This window comes from Chryseobacterium sp. 2P (assembly GCF_059579425.1).
The window spans coordinates 3,787,116-3,805,603 of record NZ_CM184194.1 but is presented as its reverse complement, the minus strand read 5'-3'; the positions used below and the strand labels follow the sequence as shown (position 1 = coordinate 3,805,603).

The following is an 18,488-nucleotide window of genomic DNA, read 5'->3' as shown; positions in this document are numbered from 1 at the left end:
TTTATTTTATTGATAAGTTACTTGTTCTCATTTCTTTCATTAGCTTCATTTTTTTCACCTGCTTCACTATTTTCTTTTCTTTCGTTGGCTTCACCAGTTTCTTTTTTTTCATAAGTTTCGTTCCCTTCATTCTCAGAAGTTGTAGTTTTTGTATTTTGGTACTGCTTAGTTGTATCTACTTTTTTAATAGATGCTTCTGACATTGATTTTTCATTTTTTTTACAAGAAGTAAAACTTAATATTACAAGAAGTAATGAAAGGGTGATTGTTTGCGTTTTCATAATTTAATTGATTTTTAAGATTATTTATAAAGCAAAGGTAACACTGGCTATCTTTTACTTTTCTAAGTGAATTCTTAAAATCAACTAAAGTTTTTTAGGAAATAAATTGTAAACAGAATGAGGTGCCCTGATCTTTGACGCTGTTTACGGTAAGTATGATGTTTTGTACTTCACACAATCTTTTTACAATGGAAAGACCTATTCCGTTTCCAGATATTTGAGAATTTCTGGAGTCATCAACTCTATAAAATCTATTGAATAGTAAGGGTAGTTTATCCGCTTCTATTCCAATACCATCATCTTCTACGCACAAAATTTGATCAGAAGAATTCCAGGAAATGTAAATATTCCCATGTGTTTTGTTATATTTTATGGCATTAGAAATAAGGTTATCAAGAATCATTTCTAATAAAAGAATGTCTGCAGAAACGATAGCTTCTTGCGGAATATTATTATGGATATGTATGGTATTTTTTGTGAGGAGTGATTCGTTATTTTTGATGCTTTTTCCAATGGCTGTATAGAGAATTACTGGTTCTTTATTCGCAATAAGAACGCTGGATTCTAAACGAGCAAGTTGCAACAATTGATTGTGTAATTGTGATAACCTATTGGTTTGATGCAGTACTTCTTGCATTTTTACTTCATATTGTTCGGCAGTTCGGGGTTTTCTTAGAAGTACTTCTATAATTCCTTTTATGGCGGCCAAAGGTGTTTGCATCTCGTGAGAAGCATCTGATGTAAATTGTTTTTGCTGGTAAAAACTATTTTCTAACCTGTTCAAAAGTTGATTTATCGTGGTTGCCAACTGGTGTATTTCATCTTGATTTTCAGGTAATGGCAATCGTGAATTGATGTTAGCATAATTGATTTGTGATGCTGAATGAATTAACTGATGAATGGGTGCAATCGCTTTAGAAACCACAAAAGACATAATAAAATATAAAATGAATAGAACAGCACAATACGTAAAAATCAAAACAATCAACAAGTTATGTAAAACATTGTAAGATTCTTGCTGCGAAACGCCAATTGTTAATTGTCCTATTATTTTATGATTATTATTAAATACAGGAAATTGACCTTGCCTTATTTTTTGATTATTAATCGTTGCATTATAAAAAACCGTTGATTTATTTTTGGGATTAAAAAGAAAGTGACTGCCTTGTAAATTGACAGATTTAAAAATAGTGTTCCCATTAAAATCCACGATTTGTATAAATGTAGGGTTTACTTCTATTTGACTATGCTCTGCTTCTTCCCATTCTGGCATTTTATTTATGATGATTTGGTCATCATGCTCATCTAAATTAGCAAAAACTTCTTTTTTTTCTGTAATAATGTCCTCATCCAAATGTTTATAAGAGGTATAATAAACTACGCCATAAATAACGATAAAAGCAATCGCGGTTAAAACAGCAATTGCGATCAGATTATAAGTCGCTATTCTTTTTTTGAAACTTAACCTCATTCTTTGTCATTAATTCTATATCCAACCCCTCTAATGGTTTGAATAATAGATGCGTTACCTTCTGTATCTAATTTTTTTCGTAATCCATTGATGAAAACGTCGATAACTGCAGTATCTTTATCAAAATGAATGTCCCATATTTTTTCCATAATTCTAGTACGGCGACAAACTTTTCCTTTACTACGAAGTAATAATTCTAATAATCCGAATTCTTTTTGAGTAAGAAAAACTTGTTTTCCATCTTTAGTTACTTGATGTGCGTCAATATCCATTACAATGTCTTGAAATATAAATTGGGATTGTTCACCTGTATTATTTCGCATCAATACCCTTATTCTTGCAAGTAACTCTTCAAAAGCAAAAGGTTTTTTTAAATAATCATTGGCACCTGTCTCTAAAGCAAAAACGGTATCATCTACAGTATCTTTGGCAGTTAAAAAAATAATGGGTAGCCGCTTATTCACTTTTCTAACATTTCTGCAAATTTCTATTCCACTTACACCGGGAAGCATCCAATCCAGCAACAGAATATCATATTCATTAACCAAATCTAGGGCTAATTCTAAACCTGTTCTTCCGTTATCGGCAACATCTACTGCAAAACCTTCTTCTTCTAATCCCTCTTTTAGAAAACCAGAAATTGAAGGTTCATCTTCCACTAGTAAAATTCTCATAATTTTTAATAATTATTTTGGATTAGTATTACTTTCATTTTCGTTAAAATTGGGTAATGACAATTCTACCCCTGCCCCGTGATTATAAACAAGCTGGCCTCCTAAATAAGCGGTACGAGAAACAGATCCAATTAAAATGGCAAATACCAGAAAACGGATAATTTTCAACCATTTGTTCGTAAATCTGAACACATCAGCAAGAATATACAAAATAGCTGTAGTAATAGTAAGCCATACTGTTAAAAGTGCTGCATCTGCATGCATTTCAATGGCTTTGCCTAATGTTCCGCTTTCCATACCTTCACCTGCAGAATCGCCCGAAAAATAAGAAATTATTGTACCAAATGTAGCCAAAATTAATAAGTAAAACGCAGTATGGCTAAAAAATATTTTCTTAAAGATAATACCTATTAAATCACTGAAAAAGCCAATAAAAAGTAATGCAATGGGAAAATGGATGACCATAGCATGTAAATGTGTTGAACTAATCATAATATATTTTTGCACAAAGATTATAAAAGTAATATTTGAATTTTCTTAATGTATTCTTAAGCTTTTCTAAAGATATTTTAATACCGATAAAATAGCAGTGAGATGTTTTATGTAATTATTGAGATTTTAATTTTGGAATGAATCGGAAGATTGGAATAGGGGTAGATCTTATATTATGACTCTTTCAAATTGGATTCACTACCTTAATGATATATTTTATACAATTCAACCCAAGAAATAACATTATCTATCTGAAAGTTTTTCAAACATTCGTTTTTGCATGTAGTGATTTTCGATTTCTGAATATTTATAAGCGATTAAATTCTTGAATTTTCGTAACCTTTAACTAGTAGTTTTGCAATTTCAGCATCTCTTTCTATTAATACCCAAAGGGATCTGTATACAATTGACTGTTATAAAAACCATCTAATATTTTTCTTTAATAAAATGTCTCAATATTTGTATTATGTTTTCTTTGCTATTCGTTTTATATAAGATACCCATCAGGTTCTGTAAATTTAATTTCATTATTATGATAATGTTAATTATCAAATAAACTGCTGGATTTTATTATTTTTTTTAAATAAAATATGGATTTAAAACAATTTATTTGTCAGAGTTATTTATAATTAATTATTTTGTGAAACTTTACTTTGTGATGTTCATTAAGATTTCTCTTGTCCCTATGAAAAAAATATACTTAGTTTTTATTTTTTTTAGTAGCTTACTATTTTCACAGACTACAAAAAGTATTGATAAAGAGATAACCGATGTTACTGCTCTTTTTGAGAATGGAAAAAATGAAGAAGCTTTAAAAAAACTAAATTATATCATAAGTGCTTCAGAAGAAGTTGACTATTCTAAAGGGAGGGCTTATGGCTATTTTAACAAGGCATATTATTATTATCTGAGTTTGAACACAGACAAGAGTCTTCAATATATAAAATCGGCAGAGCAGGAAAATTATACAAAAAGCAATCCTATTTTTCGGTGCAGGGTTTATGATTTTCTTGGGCAGTTATGTGCTAAGTCAAATTTTCGTGATGAGGCAAATAGAGCTTTTAAAAATGTAATTTCAAGTTCTCACGAGATCATTTCGAAAAATAGAGGTATTTACATGGAAGGTGTGGCTTATAATAATCTGGCATCATTACATGCTCCGACAGGGACAGATTCCATGAATTATTATACTTCTAAAAGTTATAAACTGTTAATATCAACTCCCGATAGAAGTGACAGTCTCAATATTCTTTTGTCAAGATCCGCTGCAAACCTCGGACTATTATATAAGTTCAAATTAAAAAAAGATTCTTCGGATTATTATTTTAGTAAGTCATTAGAATATCTGCCTGTAGGTGTAAAGGTAGTCAATGGCAATAAGTGGTTTTACAAGCAAATAGCTAATGTTTACTATCTGAATGGACTATTTGAAAAATCAAAGGAATACAATGATATGTATACGCAATATGCTGAAAATGTAAAAAGTCTTGATGAAATGGAAAAAGCGTATACTCAAAGACTTGCTATATCAGATACGCTTAAAACTAAAGATAACTATATTAATCTGATAGAATATGCTAATCTTCAAGACAAAATATCAGTCATTAAGAAAAACAACAATGCAAGACTTATAAAAAATATTATAGATAATAAAAATACTGAGATCAAGAAAAAAAAGACTTTTTCAACATATTTACAGGCGATTATTATTCTGATTCTTTTAATTTCGACAATTATCGGTTATTATATCAGGCAGTACATCAGAAAGAAAAATCTTGAAAAGAAAAGGCTTTTATCTGAAAAACAGGTAGAAATTTCAGAATTAGAGTCTAAAGTAAATGACTCATTTGAAGAGCTCGTTTCGCTGGCAAAAGAAAACTCTCCGAATTTTCTGGTACGCTTTCAGGAAGTATATCCTAAATTTTGTAAAGAAATTATCAAGCTGGATCCCAATATTCAAAACTCAGAATTGGAGTTTTGTGGTTATCTGAGATTGAATTTTTCAAATAAAGATATTGCTGATTTTACTTTTGTTGCTCTTAAAACTGTTCATATGAGAAGATACAGATTAAGAAAAAAATTTAATATCCCGCCAGAGCAGGATATATACCTATGGATGAAGAACCTAGATGAAATGAAATAATTTTCTATTTAAACCTCACTGAAATTTATGTAAAAGCCATATTGATACTCTCAATATGGCCTTATTGCTTGAACAAAAATACGAAAATATTTGTATTGATTATCAGATTGTTATGTTTTTGTAGGTTTCATGTAGATTCATGAATTTTGTACTTTATATGCATATTTCGATTTCTTTGGCAATGAATTTTGAGCGTAAAAAATTTTAAGATCGTGAAGGATTCAATATGTCTAAAAAATTTAAAAATTACTACAAAATGAAAACATGTTCCCTTTCTCAATTAGCTAAAATGAATAAAGTTTTTTCTGTCGGCACAAGTAGGAATTTAATACAGCTAAATATATAATCAAGATTTAAACAATTTGATTCCAAATGGGAGTATAATTATGTTTTACATTTCATCCTTAAATAAACCCCTAATTTACTCCCGTTATTATACTAAATGATTTCTAATTATTAATGATAAAGGTAAGCAAGATTTAGTATAAGAACTATTAAAACAGACAGACAGGTACCCTTCATTTACTATAAAAATGAAAAGATAATCCTATCGATTAAGATCTATTTATACTTGCCGTATAAAACTCTCACCTGGATTTTGATAAAGATCAGAAATATATTTATCAATACTCAGACGAATATTTTAAATATAAACACAAATATAAACCATATAAATTTAACGAAAATGATTACAAGAAAATTACTTTCTATGATCTTTGCACTTACTTTTAGTGCATTGTATTACAGTCAGGTAGGGGTTAATACAAGTTCCCCTCAGGCCACATTGGATGTTGTCGGAGATCCCAGCAACACCTCAAAATTTGATGGTGTGATAGCACCAAGACTAAGAGGGGATCAACTTGCCGCAAAAACGTATACAACAGCACAAACGGGAGCTATTGTATATGTAACTCTTGCTGCCAGTACTCTTTCCGGTCAAGTGGTGAATGTATCTTCTACAGGTTATTATTATTTTGATGGTACAGTATGGAAAGCAATCGGAAGTGGTTCAGGAGGGTCTACTTCCTTGCAGACAGGTACCGGACTTACAGTCTCGGGAACAGGAGCTTCATCTACCCCTTACAATGTGGATATGAAACCAGCCATCAAGTTTATGTATATGCCAAGTATTTCTATTAATACTTCTGTATTGGGAACGGCATTTACCAGAAACCTGTATGGTGAATATACCGCACAGTTCACTACTCCTTCAGCACAAAATCCGGGATCTGCAGGAGTACCAATCCCTGTTTTTGCTGCCAATCAGCTGAATTATTATATCACTTATTTTGATCCTGCGGTTTTTGCCAATGTGAGTATTAATGACGCAGGTACTCTGACGTATGATATTATAGGTTTCGCTTCTGCTTGCTCCTTTATCAACGTAGTGTTTGTACTTAAATAATAACCTTTTAAATACCAACTATGCGATATAAATTTAAATTTATACTGTTGCCTTTGCTGCTGCTTTTTGCGGTGGTCAATATTCAGGCACAGTATCCGGGAGGGGTTTCTTCGGGAACAGCAAGAGGATATAAAGTAGATTATTATAATGGAACCTTTACAGCAGAATCACAGTTTGGAGCAGGAACAACCAATGCTAATCCTGTTAATACGGGATATACCAATAAAATAACCAATACCGAGTTTTATCCTATAGACAATACATATTATGGCTTAGAATATTCCGGAGTATTGGAGATCAGTACAGCCGGTACCTATACCTTTACTTTAGGGAATGTAGATGACCGGGCTTGGTTGTTTATAGATGGAATAATGCTGGCTCAGGCTACGTTCGGTAGTATTGTTGGTTCTCAGACGGTAGCTGTTAATCTAACTGTAGGAGATCACATGATAAAAGTAAAAAGTTATAATGGGGGAGGTGCTGCAAGTACTTCTTTACAAATCTCCAATGGTCCTTCAGGAAGTGGAATTACTACGGCTACGGATGTAGACGGAAGATTTGTGAGATATGATAATGCCAAGCTAACGGCATGGTATAAAGCTTCAGACCTTAGTGTTACCACAAACTATTATAGCGCGGGTTCTGATAAAGTAAACTCATTTATCAATAAGGCTCCAGATTACTCAGGGAATGGAAACTTAAATTATTCAGGAACTGGTGGTGCAGCCAGAAACAATAATTCAAATCTTGTAAATTTTAATTCAGGGGTTCAGTTTGATGGAGATGATGGTTTTAATTCTGGAGCAACAATAAAGGGACTAAGTTTACGAGGGGCTACCAAAACCATGTTTATGGTGAATAATTATCTTTCCAATGTTGGTCAAGCTTCTGCCTGGATGTTTTTTCATGGAGATAATTCAAGTAGTCAAAGAATAGGCTTTTGGAAGAGTGATGGTACTGGTAACCAGTTTGCGGTAAGTGGCAGTGGAGTCTATAATGCTTCTGCTTATACAGCTAATGAGCCTAAATTATTAGGTGGTTTTTTAGATCAGGTAATAGGTGCAGTTGCACCAAGTAATACTAATCCTCTTTCTTTGCGGTCTAATGGAAATACAGGAAATACATCTTCTTTGTATTCTGCGGTGGATTATGAGGCGGGAGGGCTGTACATTTCAGAAATGAATAATGCTCTGATGCCAGAGGCAATTTATTACCCTTTTGCATTGAGCCAGCTCCAAGAAAGAAAAGTTAATACATATTTAGCTGTTAAGTATGGTATAACTTTAGGGCATGATTATATTGATACATCAGGTAATACGGTATTTGGTCTGACGACCAATACAGGATACATAAATCGTATCTTTGGTATAGGAAGAGAGCTGTTGGCAGAAGGCTTAAATCAAAGACAGAGTCAGAGCCAGATGGCATCAACAGGAGTTGGATATAATTTTTTAACGGTATCTAAAGGAAGTATTGCTGTATCTAACTCTGCTAATACAGGTGTTCTTACGGAGGGATCCTATCTTTTATTAGGAGATAATAATGGTGCTCTCTCTTCTCAGACAACAGAAATTCCCACAGCTTTTTCTTCAGGTGCAGGATGTAGTGTGAATAGATACGGAAGAGAATGGAAGGTACAGATAACAGGTACTCCGGGAGCCGTTACATTACAGGCTGGCAATTCAATATTTAACTTTCCGGCAAGTGCTTCTGGAATAACTTTATTGGTAGATACTGATGGAGATGGGGATTTTACAACGGGAACGCCCGCTTCTTATCCTGCTTCTTCTTATTCTAATGGGATTGCTACTTTTGATAATATCTCTTTAGCAACAGGAAATGTTATTACTTTTGCCTGGACGACTATTGCGCCTGGTGGAGTTTCTAATGGTCTAAAACTTTGGTCTAAAGCTGATGACCCTAGCCTGGCAGCAGGAAACGTGGCTCAATGGAATGACTATAGTTCTAACCTGAACCACCTGACAAGAACAGCTAGTTCAAATGTTATAAAACAAAATAATATTTTCAACTATAATCCTGCAATTTTGTTTACGGGAGCAGATAACCAGTTTTTATCCAGTACAAATGCGTTAGGAATGAATGGATCTAATACTTATGCTGAATTCTATGTATTAAAAGCACTAGGAGTTTCAGGATTACAGTGGGATGAGATTATTACGCTCGGAGCAGCAGATATAGCTGCCGGGCATCGTTGGGAAAATAATTCTACGACTTTAGGCTCGGCAAATTATGCTGTTTTCGGAACAGGAACTCCTGCTGGATCAAGCACTATAAACCTTGGAAAATTAGCCTTTTACAGTAATTCCGCTAATGGTACTCAGGCACTTTTAAGAACCAACGGAACAATTAGCTTAACGACACCAACCTCCGCTGGGCTTACATTAGACGGCAGTAAGTTTAGGATTGGTACAGATGTAATGTCAACAGATGGCAATGGTAACTGGAACACTTTTCAGTCTCCGGAACTTATTGTTTATAATACAGCTCTTTCGGCAATAGATATCCAAAAAATTAATACCTACTTATCAGTAAAGTATAGTATTCCTCTGGATAATGGAAGCTCTAACTATTTATCTTCTAACGGAACTATAATTTGGCCAACCAATACTACTTATAAGAACGATATTTTCGGTATAGGAAGAGATGACTGTAGTGGTTTAATACAAAAGCAATCCACTGCTTGGGTAGAGTCCTCTACCAATAATCTTACCATTGCATTAGGTACTTTGGCATCTACTAATCAGGCTAATAGTTCTAGCTTTTCAGTAAATAATCAGTTTTTTATGGTGGCAAATGACGGAGGAACTCTTGCTGCGTCAAACACTAATATACCATCAGCTTATACTGCAATATCTTGTAATCCATCCAGATATACACGAACTTGGAAAGCTGCCAATACTGGGAATGTAACAGGTGTTCAGCTTGTTTTTGGAAATTCTTCTTTCCCTATTCAGGGCAATTGGGGGAATATACAATTGGCTATTGATGCAGATGGTGACGGGAACTTCAGTACAGGTATTGTTACACTGATTACCCCGACAACGGTAAATAGTGGGAAGGTAACCTTTAACAATGTTACCATTCCGGACGGAGCTACATTTACTTTGGTATTTACGGCTGGATATCCGGGAGGTGTATCTAATGGATTAAGTTTTTGGTATGATCCATCGAACGGGGCATATAGCGATGCAGCGATGACAACATTGGCAACCAATGGCAGTGGTTTTGGTGCCTGGAGAAATGTTGCAAACCCAGGATATGCAGATATCAAGACATCTTACAGTAATGGAGGAACAGTAAAATATTCAGACAATAAAGTAAACTATAATCCTGCGTGGGTTATCAGTAATGCTGCAATATGGCAGGATTTTAGTGCACAAACCGCTTATAGCTCCACTGATATGACTGCCTTTATGGGAGTAAATATGGATAATTCTGCGGATGATTGGCATAGAAGATTGGTATTAACTCGTCCAATCGTTTGGGCAGACTGGCAAGATCCTGGATCAGCACCATTATTTGTTAAGAATGCTTCAACAACAGGATCTTTTACAATAAACAGATATAATACGCAAACAAGCTTAACTATGCCTGGTACTACTTATCAGGGGCAGGCAGTGCTTACTTCTATGGTGTATGGAGCTAATAGTAATTTAAATAATGAGTGGGCTAACGGTAGTAATGCTTCAGGAATTACGCGTTCAGGCTCTTATACAGGTCAGACATTTAATATTAACGAGATTAACATCGGGGGGTCACGCCATACCAGTGCTTCATCAGGTGGTGTTTGGGGGAATTTTTCAGCATCTTTAGCAGAAAATTATACAAATATCATTGTATATAATAGAGCACTAACTACTCTGGAACGTCAGAAAGTAGAGAGTTATATGGCAATAAAAGACGGGGTTACATTAGATCAGGCTGTAGCAACCAATTATATAGCCAGTGATGGCAGTATCGTATGGAATGCCGCTACCGGAGGAATTTATAAAAATGATATTACAGGCATTGGTAGAGATGATTGTAGTGCTTTATATCAGAAACAAAGTACAAGTACAGATGGTGCAGATATTGTTGCAATGGGAATAGGTTCTGGCGGTTTAGCTATCAGTAATAATGAAAATACCAATTCTATCTCTGCTGATAGGACTTTTATGACGTTTGCTCATAATGGTAATGCCATAAGCGGTAAAACTAATACTAACTTACCTTCAGGACTAAGTTCTTGCTATAACAGACTTACCAGAGAATGGCAAGTACAATCTACAGGTACAATAGGAGCGGTAAGTATGGAAATTGGAAAGAAAGGGTTTTTCTCTATCAATGCTACCACATACAAGCCTATTCTACTTATTAGCAATACTCCGGGAGATTACACAAGTGCAACTGTAATAAAATATTCCAAAGTATTAAATGGCAAAGCTTATTTTGATAATGTTACGCTATCTAGTGGACAATATTTTACCTTGGCTTATATAGAAGCAGCTCCAGGGGGAGTAAATACCAATATGACGGTATGGTTTAATTCAGATTATGATTCATTTTCTGATATTGCTCAAACTACTTATGCCACAAATGATGGAGATAAAGTAGCAAGTATGAATAATATCAAGTTTGGAGCTACTTTTACTAAAGTAGAGCAAAGTAATGCTGCTTACCAGCCAACATATTATAAATCATCTTTTAATTATAACTCGGGTATTTATTTCCCAGGTAGTGGGCAATCAGCATTAGTTTCGTCATCATTAGTTAATACTACTGATTATAGAGCACTTAGCTCAATGACCAGTGTTTTTGCAGGGTTAAATCTGGGAACAGATGCTGATTTTGGTCCTGCGAATGTTTTTTGGTGGACAGGTATTCCAGGAGTTTCTAAAAAAACAGCAATGGAAAGGCCTCAAGCTTTTTGGGAGAGCCAGCCAAGTGAGATGACTGGATATCAGAGGATCCCAACTTTAACGAATCCAGAAATATACACTTATACGGTAACAGCAAATGGGGCTTCTGGAGGAGTTAAATTACTGAGTAATATGAAGAATGTTATTAGTGGAACTAGTTCTGCTACAGCTACAAGTAATATTTCTGCATCATTTTACATCGGTAATAATGGTCCTGTTCCTGCTTATACTGCGGGAGCGAAATTTTATCTCGGAGAGTTTGTTGTTTATAGTGATGATAAGAGTAGCAACAACTATGATATTAAGAGAATCCATAGCTATATGGCAATAAAATATGGATTTACACTAGATAATGCTTCTATTGGAGGAAGTTATATTGCCTCAAATGGTACTGTTATTTACGATCATACTGGTTTTTGGAACAGAATTACAGGAATTGGAATGGATGACTGTTCAGGTCTTGATCAGAAACAATCCTTTACCCAGCAGACTACAGGAGGATTGGTGAAAATTTCCAATGATCCAACTGGGCTTGCATCTTCAAACAGAGAAAATCCTGTTGATTTTAAAACAGACAAATCGTTCCTTGTATTCGGAGATGATAATGGAACTTTAGCTTGGACGGATGATGATGCTATTGTTTATAACACAACAAATATGGTAAGGTTAGGGCGTAAGTGGAGAGTTAAAGAAGTTGGTACAGTAGAAACGGTTTATCTGGAAGTGCCAGATAACAGCAGCAGTTTATCTGCAAAACTTCCTACAGAACAACAAACAGTTTATTTATTAGTATCAAATACCAGTAGCTTTACTACGCCGGTTGCAGCAGTAGAAATGACGCTTAATGGTACCAACTGGTCTGCAAATTATAACTTTACAGATGGTCAGTACTATACTTTTGCAACGAATACAACTTGTTTAGCGCCAGCTGGTATTACCAATGGTTTAACTTCTTGGTATAAAACCAATGATAAGCCAGTAGGAGCATTAGCATTGATGAATGATCAAACTTCTAATTATGATCTTTCTCCTATAGGAACCGGAACAAGAAATATTATTGCGGCAAGTAGTGCTACCAATTTTAATCGTTATTTGGAACTTAGAGGTAACGCAGCTTTTGAAAAAGCAGGATTAAGCGAAACAGCTATTACTGCCGCAGATCAAGGAACGCTGTATGGGGCTATGCTTGGAACAAACTCAGCTCGTCTGTTTGGTCTTACCAGAGCTAGTCATAATACTTTACAGTTGTCAACTGCTGGAACTCCGGCCGCTGAACTAAATAGTGGAACTTTAGTGAATTATCCTTCAAATGCAACTATCGGTCCATTTGCTAATGTAGCAAACATTATGAATATGCATTTTAGTACTGCAGAGTTTGTAGCAGGAAGAGACGGTTGGGATAATGTCAGTCTTCCTAATAATGCTGGGAATTTAGTTTCAAGTACAACTTTAGGACTACGTATAGGTGCCAGTTTTTCTGGCTCAACGCTAACCTATGGAAATAATGACTTTCTGGAAGCATTAAGCTTTAACAGGCAGTTAACTTCTTTTGAGCGTACAAAAGTAAGAACTTATCTTGCAATAAAATACGGACAAACTCTAATAGAAGATTATATCGGAGCAGATAATAGTACTGTATATCTTAATAAACCAACTGAAATTTATAAAAGTAGAATTTTTGGTGTTGCAAGACATATAGCAGGATGCTTTACACAAAATCAATCTAATTCAGTCTTGCCAGGTTCATTAATCACGATAAGTGTAGATGGAAGTATTCTACCTGAAAACAGTCAAGATTCAACGCCTTGGAATAATCAGGATAAGGTATATGTAATAATGGGAGATAATAATGGAAGTCTGACGTGGGGAACAAGTAGTCTTCCGGCAAAACTAGCGAATAATACTTGTGCAGGAAGAATTTTAAGACAATGGAAAGTACAGACCACTAATACTGCTCCTGCTTTATTTATGTCTGTGCCTGGAAGTTCTAGTTCTGCGTCAACAAAATTAGATGCTGTACCAGCAAATACTTCTGTGTACATGATTGTTAATGATAATCCTGATTTTACAGTGAATGCTAACCAACAGGAGTATCAGATGACTCTCAATACAACGAATGGAAACTGGGAGCTAAACGGTGTAACGTTTGATCCAAATACGGTGAAGTACTTTACCTTTATTTACAGACCATTAGTATGTGGATTGCCGTGTGTACCCGTGAATCCAGCGACCAGCAGAAATATTTTAAAATAAAAGTATATGATGACGGGGACTTTGATCAACAAATCCCATAGTTTTTAATATCAATAATCCCCGTCTTTAATTTAACACAGAGATTCTAATTACTAACAAATGATGAGCAGCTAAATATATTTTACAGGGTTTTAAATCCTGTAAAAAGCTGCTTTAGTATACAATAATTATACTAATGAAAAAAAAATACAATAATATAGGCGGAAAGAAATTATTAATGATTAATTCGATATTATTCAGTTCGTTGGTGCTTTGCCAGGTGGGAGTGGGAACTCCAACTCCCAGAGGCGCAATGGATATTAATAAACCTACTACAAATACTATGGGGTTAGTTTTGCCAACCAATGCTAACGTTAATAATATTATTAATCCTCAGGGAGGAACCCTTGCCCCTGGAACAATAATTTATGACAGCAGCTTAGATTGCGTAAGAGTATTTAAATCAACTAATACTTGGAGCGGATGTATCAGTGATTCGGGTTCTTTACAAAATGGCAGCATAACATCATTGGACTGTGCAAATGCAATAAACAGCGGAACTCTTACAGATGGAACGGTTGCTTCAGGGGTATCTTCTCAGATCTCCTACACGGGAGGAAATGGAGGTGCGTATATGGCACAAAGTGTTACATCTACAGGAGTTACAGGGCTTACGGCTAATCTTTCAGCAGGAAGTTTTGCCAATGGACCAGGTACCGTTACCTATAGCATTACAGGAACCCCTTCAGGATCTGGGACAGCTTCTTTTTCGATAACATTGGGAGGACAAAGCTGTACATTGATGAGAATGGTAAGTTCTAATGTTTCCATTCCTGCAAGTATTACGCTGGCATCCAATCAGAAATATTTTGTGCCGTCTATTTATGATCAGGATTATTTACCATATACTGACCCAACAGGACCAGCAAATATATCTGTTGTGAATGCTGATGGTGTGAATGAGGCAACTCCTGTAAATATTCAGGGAACCATTACTCCGGCGGGAGTAAATGTATTAATACCGGTAACGGCAACCGGAAGCGGTACTTTACCAGCATATAGCCAAACCATTACCATTCCTGCATTTCTTACTGAGGACGGGATTGCCAGAAGCCTTAATTTATCTTGGGGTTCTCAGGCTTATACAGGTACCACCACCACAGTATCTGCAACGATAAAGGCGTTGGGCGGAATTCTGAATGTAAAGAAGCTGGATCTTAACGCAGGATTAGGAAATGATTATTTAGGTGTTCTTTTAGGGGAGTTTTTATATCCATATAATAACAGCGGAAGCCAGACTTCCTATCAGGTCCGTATTATCCCTGGAATTCCAGACCGAATGTTCGGAAAAACGGATAATAATGGCTCAATCACCCATAATTTACTGTATATGCCCGTTCAGGGAGAAGATGGTAATGTTTGGCTCAATAACAATTTAGGAGCAGATTATAATAAGATTAACGGGGCTAATTTTAACCCAGCCAAACAGGCAATTGTTTATAATGACTATTTGGCATATGGAAGCTTCTTCCAGTGGGGGAGAAAAGGAGACGGTCATGAATTGATGAACTGGACTGGAAATGCTGCAGGCAGTTCTGTTTATACTACAAGTATTACAAACAGTAATTCTCCTACTTATCCTTATTTTATTATGGATCCAAACTTACCTTATGACTGGCGTGTTAATCAGGATTCTAATTTATGGGCTTTGGAAATTAGTCCCAACAATGTATGTCCTGCAGGTTTTAGAATACCTACAATGACAGAATGGGATACATTAAGAATAAAAGCCAGTATTACTAACCGCATTACAGCAGCTGCTTCAGTTTTAAAATTACCTGCTGCTGGTGTTAGAGGATATGATAACGGTCTTTTTTATACTTTAGGAAGTGATGGCCGTTATTGGAGTAATACGCCTAATGGAAATAATTCTCAGGAGTTTTCTTTTTCTTCTGGAACGGTATCTTCTTTAGGAAGCAATACTTACAGAGCAGGAGGGCTTTCAGTTAGATGCATTAAAAATTAAAAAGAAAACATTGATTCAAAGTAGAAAAATAAATTCTACAGGTATTTTTGATGAAATTTTTCTACAATTTAATTTCATCTGTTCCCGTATTTTTTAACTAAACTTTCTTTTGAAGATAAAAATATGATAGAAAAAAAATATGACAAATATATTGGCAAAACCAGAAAACTAATTTTAGAAATAATGAAAGAAGACCAATTTAATGATCCACATTCCGATCAATGGATTTTTTATATGGATAAGGATTTTTTCTGGAGAAAAAGATACTTATATCTTTTTTTTGAAAACGATAAAGTTGTGCGGTCCAGTATTATTATTAAAAATTTTTGGGAAAAGAATGAAAGATACGATTGATTTAAAAGAAATACAAATAGGAAAGCTAATTGAAATGCGATGGAAAGAAATGGAAATTCCTATGGAAAGGACATGTAATTTTTTTAAGCTTAAAAAGCAGGAAATATTGGAAATGTTTGAGCAGGAAGATATAAGTTCTGAATATCTTTTGAAGTGGAGTAAGTTATTGGAGTATGATTTTTTTCGGCTTTACTCACAACATCTGATACTATATTCTCCACAAAAAAGCATCCAATATAACTCTGTTGTTACAAGTAAAACAAAATTGCCACAATTTCGGAAAAACCTCTATACCAAAAATGTCATCAACTTTATTTTGGACCTCGTTAAATCAGGAACTAAAACGAAACAAGAGATTATAGATGAATATAAAATTCCCAAGACCACACTTTATAAGTGGATTGGCAAATATAGGTCAGAGAATTGATACTTAACAAAGATTTATTGATTAGAATAAACAGAAAAATGTGAATTTCTATTATGAAACAAAATGAGCAGCCAGATTATAATAAAATCTATTATGATATTATAATGATAAAATTCCCCTCTAGAATGGAAGACTGCAAAAGACTCTTGTCAAAAGAGCGGCTTACGGCGCTTGATGTTATTACGATTGATAAAATCTTATTCGGAGAAAATACCGAGAACAATAAACATCGTTCATATAATAAAAAAACAATTTTAAAAATATTGGATTACCAGAAAAAAAATAAACTGAATAACTCTCAGTTAGCCAAGCATTTTCAATTGAGTAGAAATACTGTAACTAAGTGGAAGAAAATATTTATTTAATGACAAAAATGAATAAGTTTTGTTTGTTGATCATGCACTATTAGTTAGAAGAGAAGTACTTATTTGATGGATTGCTTTTTACAGATTATTTGCCAGTTATCCATAATGAGAAAACTATCGTTATATACAATCAGACAAACAATATGATCTATATAAGGGCCAATAATTACTACTAAGAAACTTTTATGTATGATAGATTATGAAGCTTTGGTAATTGAGATTAAATTAACCATAAAATAATAAATGTAACAGATTGGAATCTTATGTTTTGATATTTATATCGGCAACCCGAAATTTGGCAAATGAAGATTTCTTACTAAAAATAGATCGTTCTTCACATTTTGTCATAATTAAGAAACGATATATTGTCTATGAAGCAGTAAACAATTACCGAGCTAGGAATAATACCATTTAATCCATTAAAAATTATGAAAAAAGAAGAAAAAAATCTAAAGTCTTCTATCACGATTGAAGATTTTTTATTACGCCAATCCAATGGGGGAATTCTTTCATTTTCGAACTCTCTAAATAAAAGAGAATTAGATATAGCTATTTTAGAAGGACGCTATTATTATGATTGCCTTTCTGGAAAAGGATATTTATATAAAAATACACCACATATTTTCTATCCGATGAATATTTATCCTCCTTGTGATAATGAAGATTTTTCTATTTGGGTACTTATTTATGATTGCTCAGAAAGTATGAGTTATTCCTTAGGTTATTATGATTTTGAATTTAAGAAATGGACTCTTTTAAATTTTGAAAAAGATGAATTTCAGATGTGCTGTTGGTGCTTTGTACCAGTGCTAGGTGCGGCTCCCTTTATTAGCCAAGTAACCAAACAGAATGATATAGAGTCTAATTAAAACTTTGAAAGGAAAATTAAAAGTTTAAGTAATCTAATAGATTCTACAATATTGAAGAATTTAGTGATTTTTTTAGAAATGGTTTGGAGCAAGATAGAGCATGTAAGCTTCTTATTCTTTAGAAAAGCCTTTAAAAGAAAATGATAGGCTCAATGCAAAGACCAATGTAATCAATTATGCAATAATAATCAATTTGTTGTTGTAAACCATTTATCTATAAAGGGTTTTAGAAACTTTTAAAAAACAAGAAAGGGTTATCCGAAATTTCGGATAACCCTTTTGGATACATATAATTTTCCAAGAGTATGAAAAATATATATATTGGATTTTCAATTTCAGTAAACTGAAAAGTCAAATTTTGAAATGCCTTTTTTTGAATATTATTTCGGACAAAAGATCATTGAAATTTTGTAAAAAAAGAAGAAATAAGATTTAATAGCGCGACCTCTACCAACGGTAAATAACTTTCAATTATATGCTTTTACAACAAAATTTCCAGTTGGCTTTGATAATTTTTCGAATATTATCTTTACCAAGAAGTGTGACAAGATTGATATATAGTCTTCCCAATTGAATAAAAGTCTTTCGGCTGAAGTACAGTCGTGAATCAAGAAACACTTTTGTATCTTCAAGATTATCCTGAATGCCTTTTGCGAGTTCAGTTCCAATATATTTTTTGGGATCTTCATACTTCCAGTAATGAGAAGTAGAGGCGGGGATTTCTTTAATGAACTTTTCAGGCAGAATTTCATTGTAGATTCCCAGTGCATAGCAGGTTTTAATATTGGTGTGATACTTTTTGTATTTTAGCATCGGTGTGTTTTCAAATC

General features: G+C 34.1%; 13 protein-coding genes. 8 read left to right on the top strand and 5 right to left on the bottom strand.

Annotation, left to right across the window (positions count from 1 at the left end):
* Positions 1–17 precede the first annotated feature (17 nt).
* The 4 genes from AC52CF_RS17240 to AC52CF_RS17225 form a co-directional block, all read right to left on the bottom strand.
* Positions 18–281: a hypothetical protein gene (locus tag AC52CF_RS17240; RefSeq protein ID WP_496517479.1), complete on the bottom strand. Its 264-nt coding sequence runs from the start codon at positions 279–281 to the stop codon at positions 18–20.
* A 94-nt stretch (positions 282–375) separates the two neighbouring features.
* Positions 376–1,752 carry a sensor histidine kinase gene (locus AC52CF_RS17235; RefSeq protein ID WP_496517478.1) on the bottom strand — a complete coding sequence of 459 codons (1,377 nt, stop codon included), beginning with the start codon at positions 1,750–1,752 and terminating at the stop codon, positions 376–378.
* The gene (locus AC52CF_RS17230; RefSeq protein WP_496517477.1) at positions 1,749–2,426 is read right to left on the bottom strand and encodes a response regulator transcription factor; all 678 of its coding nucleotides are present in this window, start codon (positions 2,424–2,426) and stop codon (positions 1,749–1,751) included. Before AC52CF_RS17230 ends, AC52CF_RS17235 begins: the two co-directional genes overlap by 4 nt.
* A gap of 12 nt (positions 2,427–2,438) precedes the next feature.
* Positions 2,439–2,918, bottom strand: a complete 480-nt coding sequence (locus tag AC52CF_RS17225; protein WP_496517476.1) for a DUF2231 domain-containing protein — start codon at positions 2,916–2,918, stop codon at positions 2,439–2,441.
* Positions 2,919–3,603: 685 nt separating this feature from the next.
* Here AC52CF_RS17225 and AC52CF_RS17220 point away from each other — a divergent pair.
* From AC52CF_RS17220 to AC52CF_RS17185, 8 genes are all read left to right on the top strand, one after another.
* Positions 3,604–5,061: a helix-turn-helix transcriptional regulator gene (locus tag AC52CF_RS17220; protein WP_496517475.1), complete on the top strand. Its 1,458-nt coding sequence runs from the start codon at positions 3,604–3,606 to the stop codon at positions 5,059–5,061.
* A 685-nt stretch (positions 5,062–5,746) separates the two neighbouring features.
* Positions 5,747–6,466, top strand: a complete 720-nt coding sequence (locus AC52CF_RS17215) for a phage tail-like protein (protein WP_496517474.1) — start codon at positions 5,747–5,749, stop codon at positions 6,464–6,466.
* Between the two features lie 20 nt (positions 6,467–6,486).
* Entirely contained in the window at positions 6,487–13,638 is a 7,152-nt protein-coding gene (locus tag AC52CF_RS17210; protein WP_496517473.1) for a beta strand repeat-containing protein, read from the top strand.
* Between the two features lie 175 nt (positions 13,639–13,813).
* Positions 13,814–15,643, top strand: coding sequence for a fibrobacter succinogenes major paralogous domain-containing protein (locus tag AC52CF_RS17205; RefSeq protein WP_496517472.1), 1,830 nt, complete (start codon positions 13,814–13,816; stop codon positions 15,641–15,643).
* Between the two features lie 123 nt (positions 15,644–15,766).
* A complete protein-coding gene (locus AC52CF_RS17200; RefSeq protein WP_496517471.1) occupies positions 15,767–15,997 on the top strand; it encodes a hypothetical protein in 231 nt (76 codons plus the stop codon).
* Positions 15,981–16,424, top strand: a complete 444-nt coding sequence (locus AC52CF_RS17195) for a transposase (protein ID WP_496517470.1) — start codon at positions 15,981–15,983, stop codon at positions 16,422–16,424. Before AC52CF_RS17200 ends, AC52CF_RS17195 begins: the two co-directional genes overlap by 17 nt.
* A 53-nt stretch (positions 16,425–16,477) precedes the next feature.
* On the top strand, positions 16,478–16,789 hold the full coding sequence (locus tag AC52CF_RS17190) for a helix-turn-helix domain-containing protein (RefSeq protein ID WP_496517469.1): 312 nt from the start codon (positions 16,478–16,480) through the stop codon (positions 16,787–16,789).
* 428 nt (positions 16,790–17,217) lie between these two features.
* Complete coding sequence (locus AC52CF_RS17185) at positions 17,218–17,658, top strand: hypothetical protein (RefSeq protein ID WP_496517468.1); 441 nt, start codon at positions 17,218–17,220, stop codon at positions 17,656–17,658.
* A gap of 471 nt (positions 17,659–18,129) precedes the next feature.
* Here AC52CF_RS17185 and AC52CF_RS17180 read toward each other — a convergent pair whose 3' ends face one another.
* On the bottom strand, positions 18,130–18,471 hold the full coding sequence (locus tag AC52CF_RS17180; RefSeq protein ID WP_496517467.1) for a hypothetical protein: 342 nt from the start codon (positions 18,469–18,471) through the stop codon (positions 18,130–18,132).
* Between the last annotated feature and the right edge of the window lie 17 nt (positions 18,472–18,488).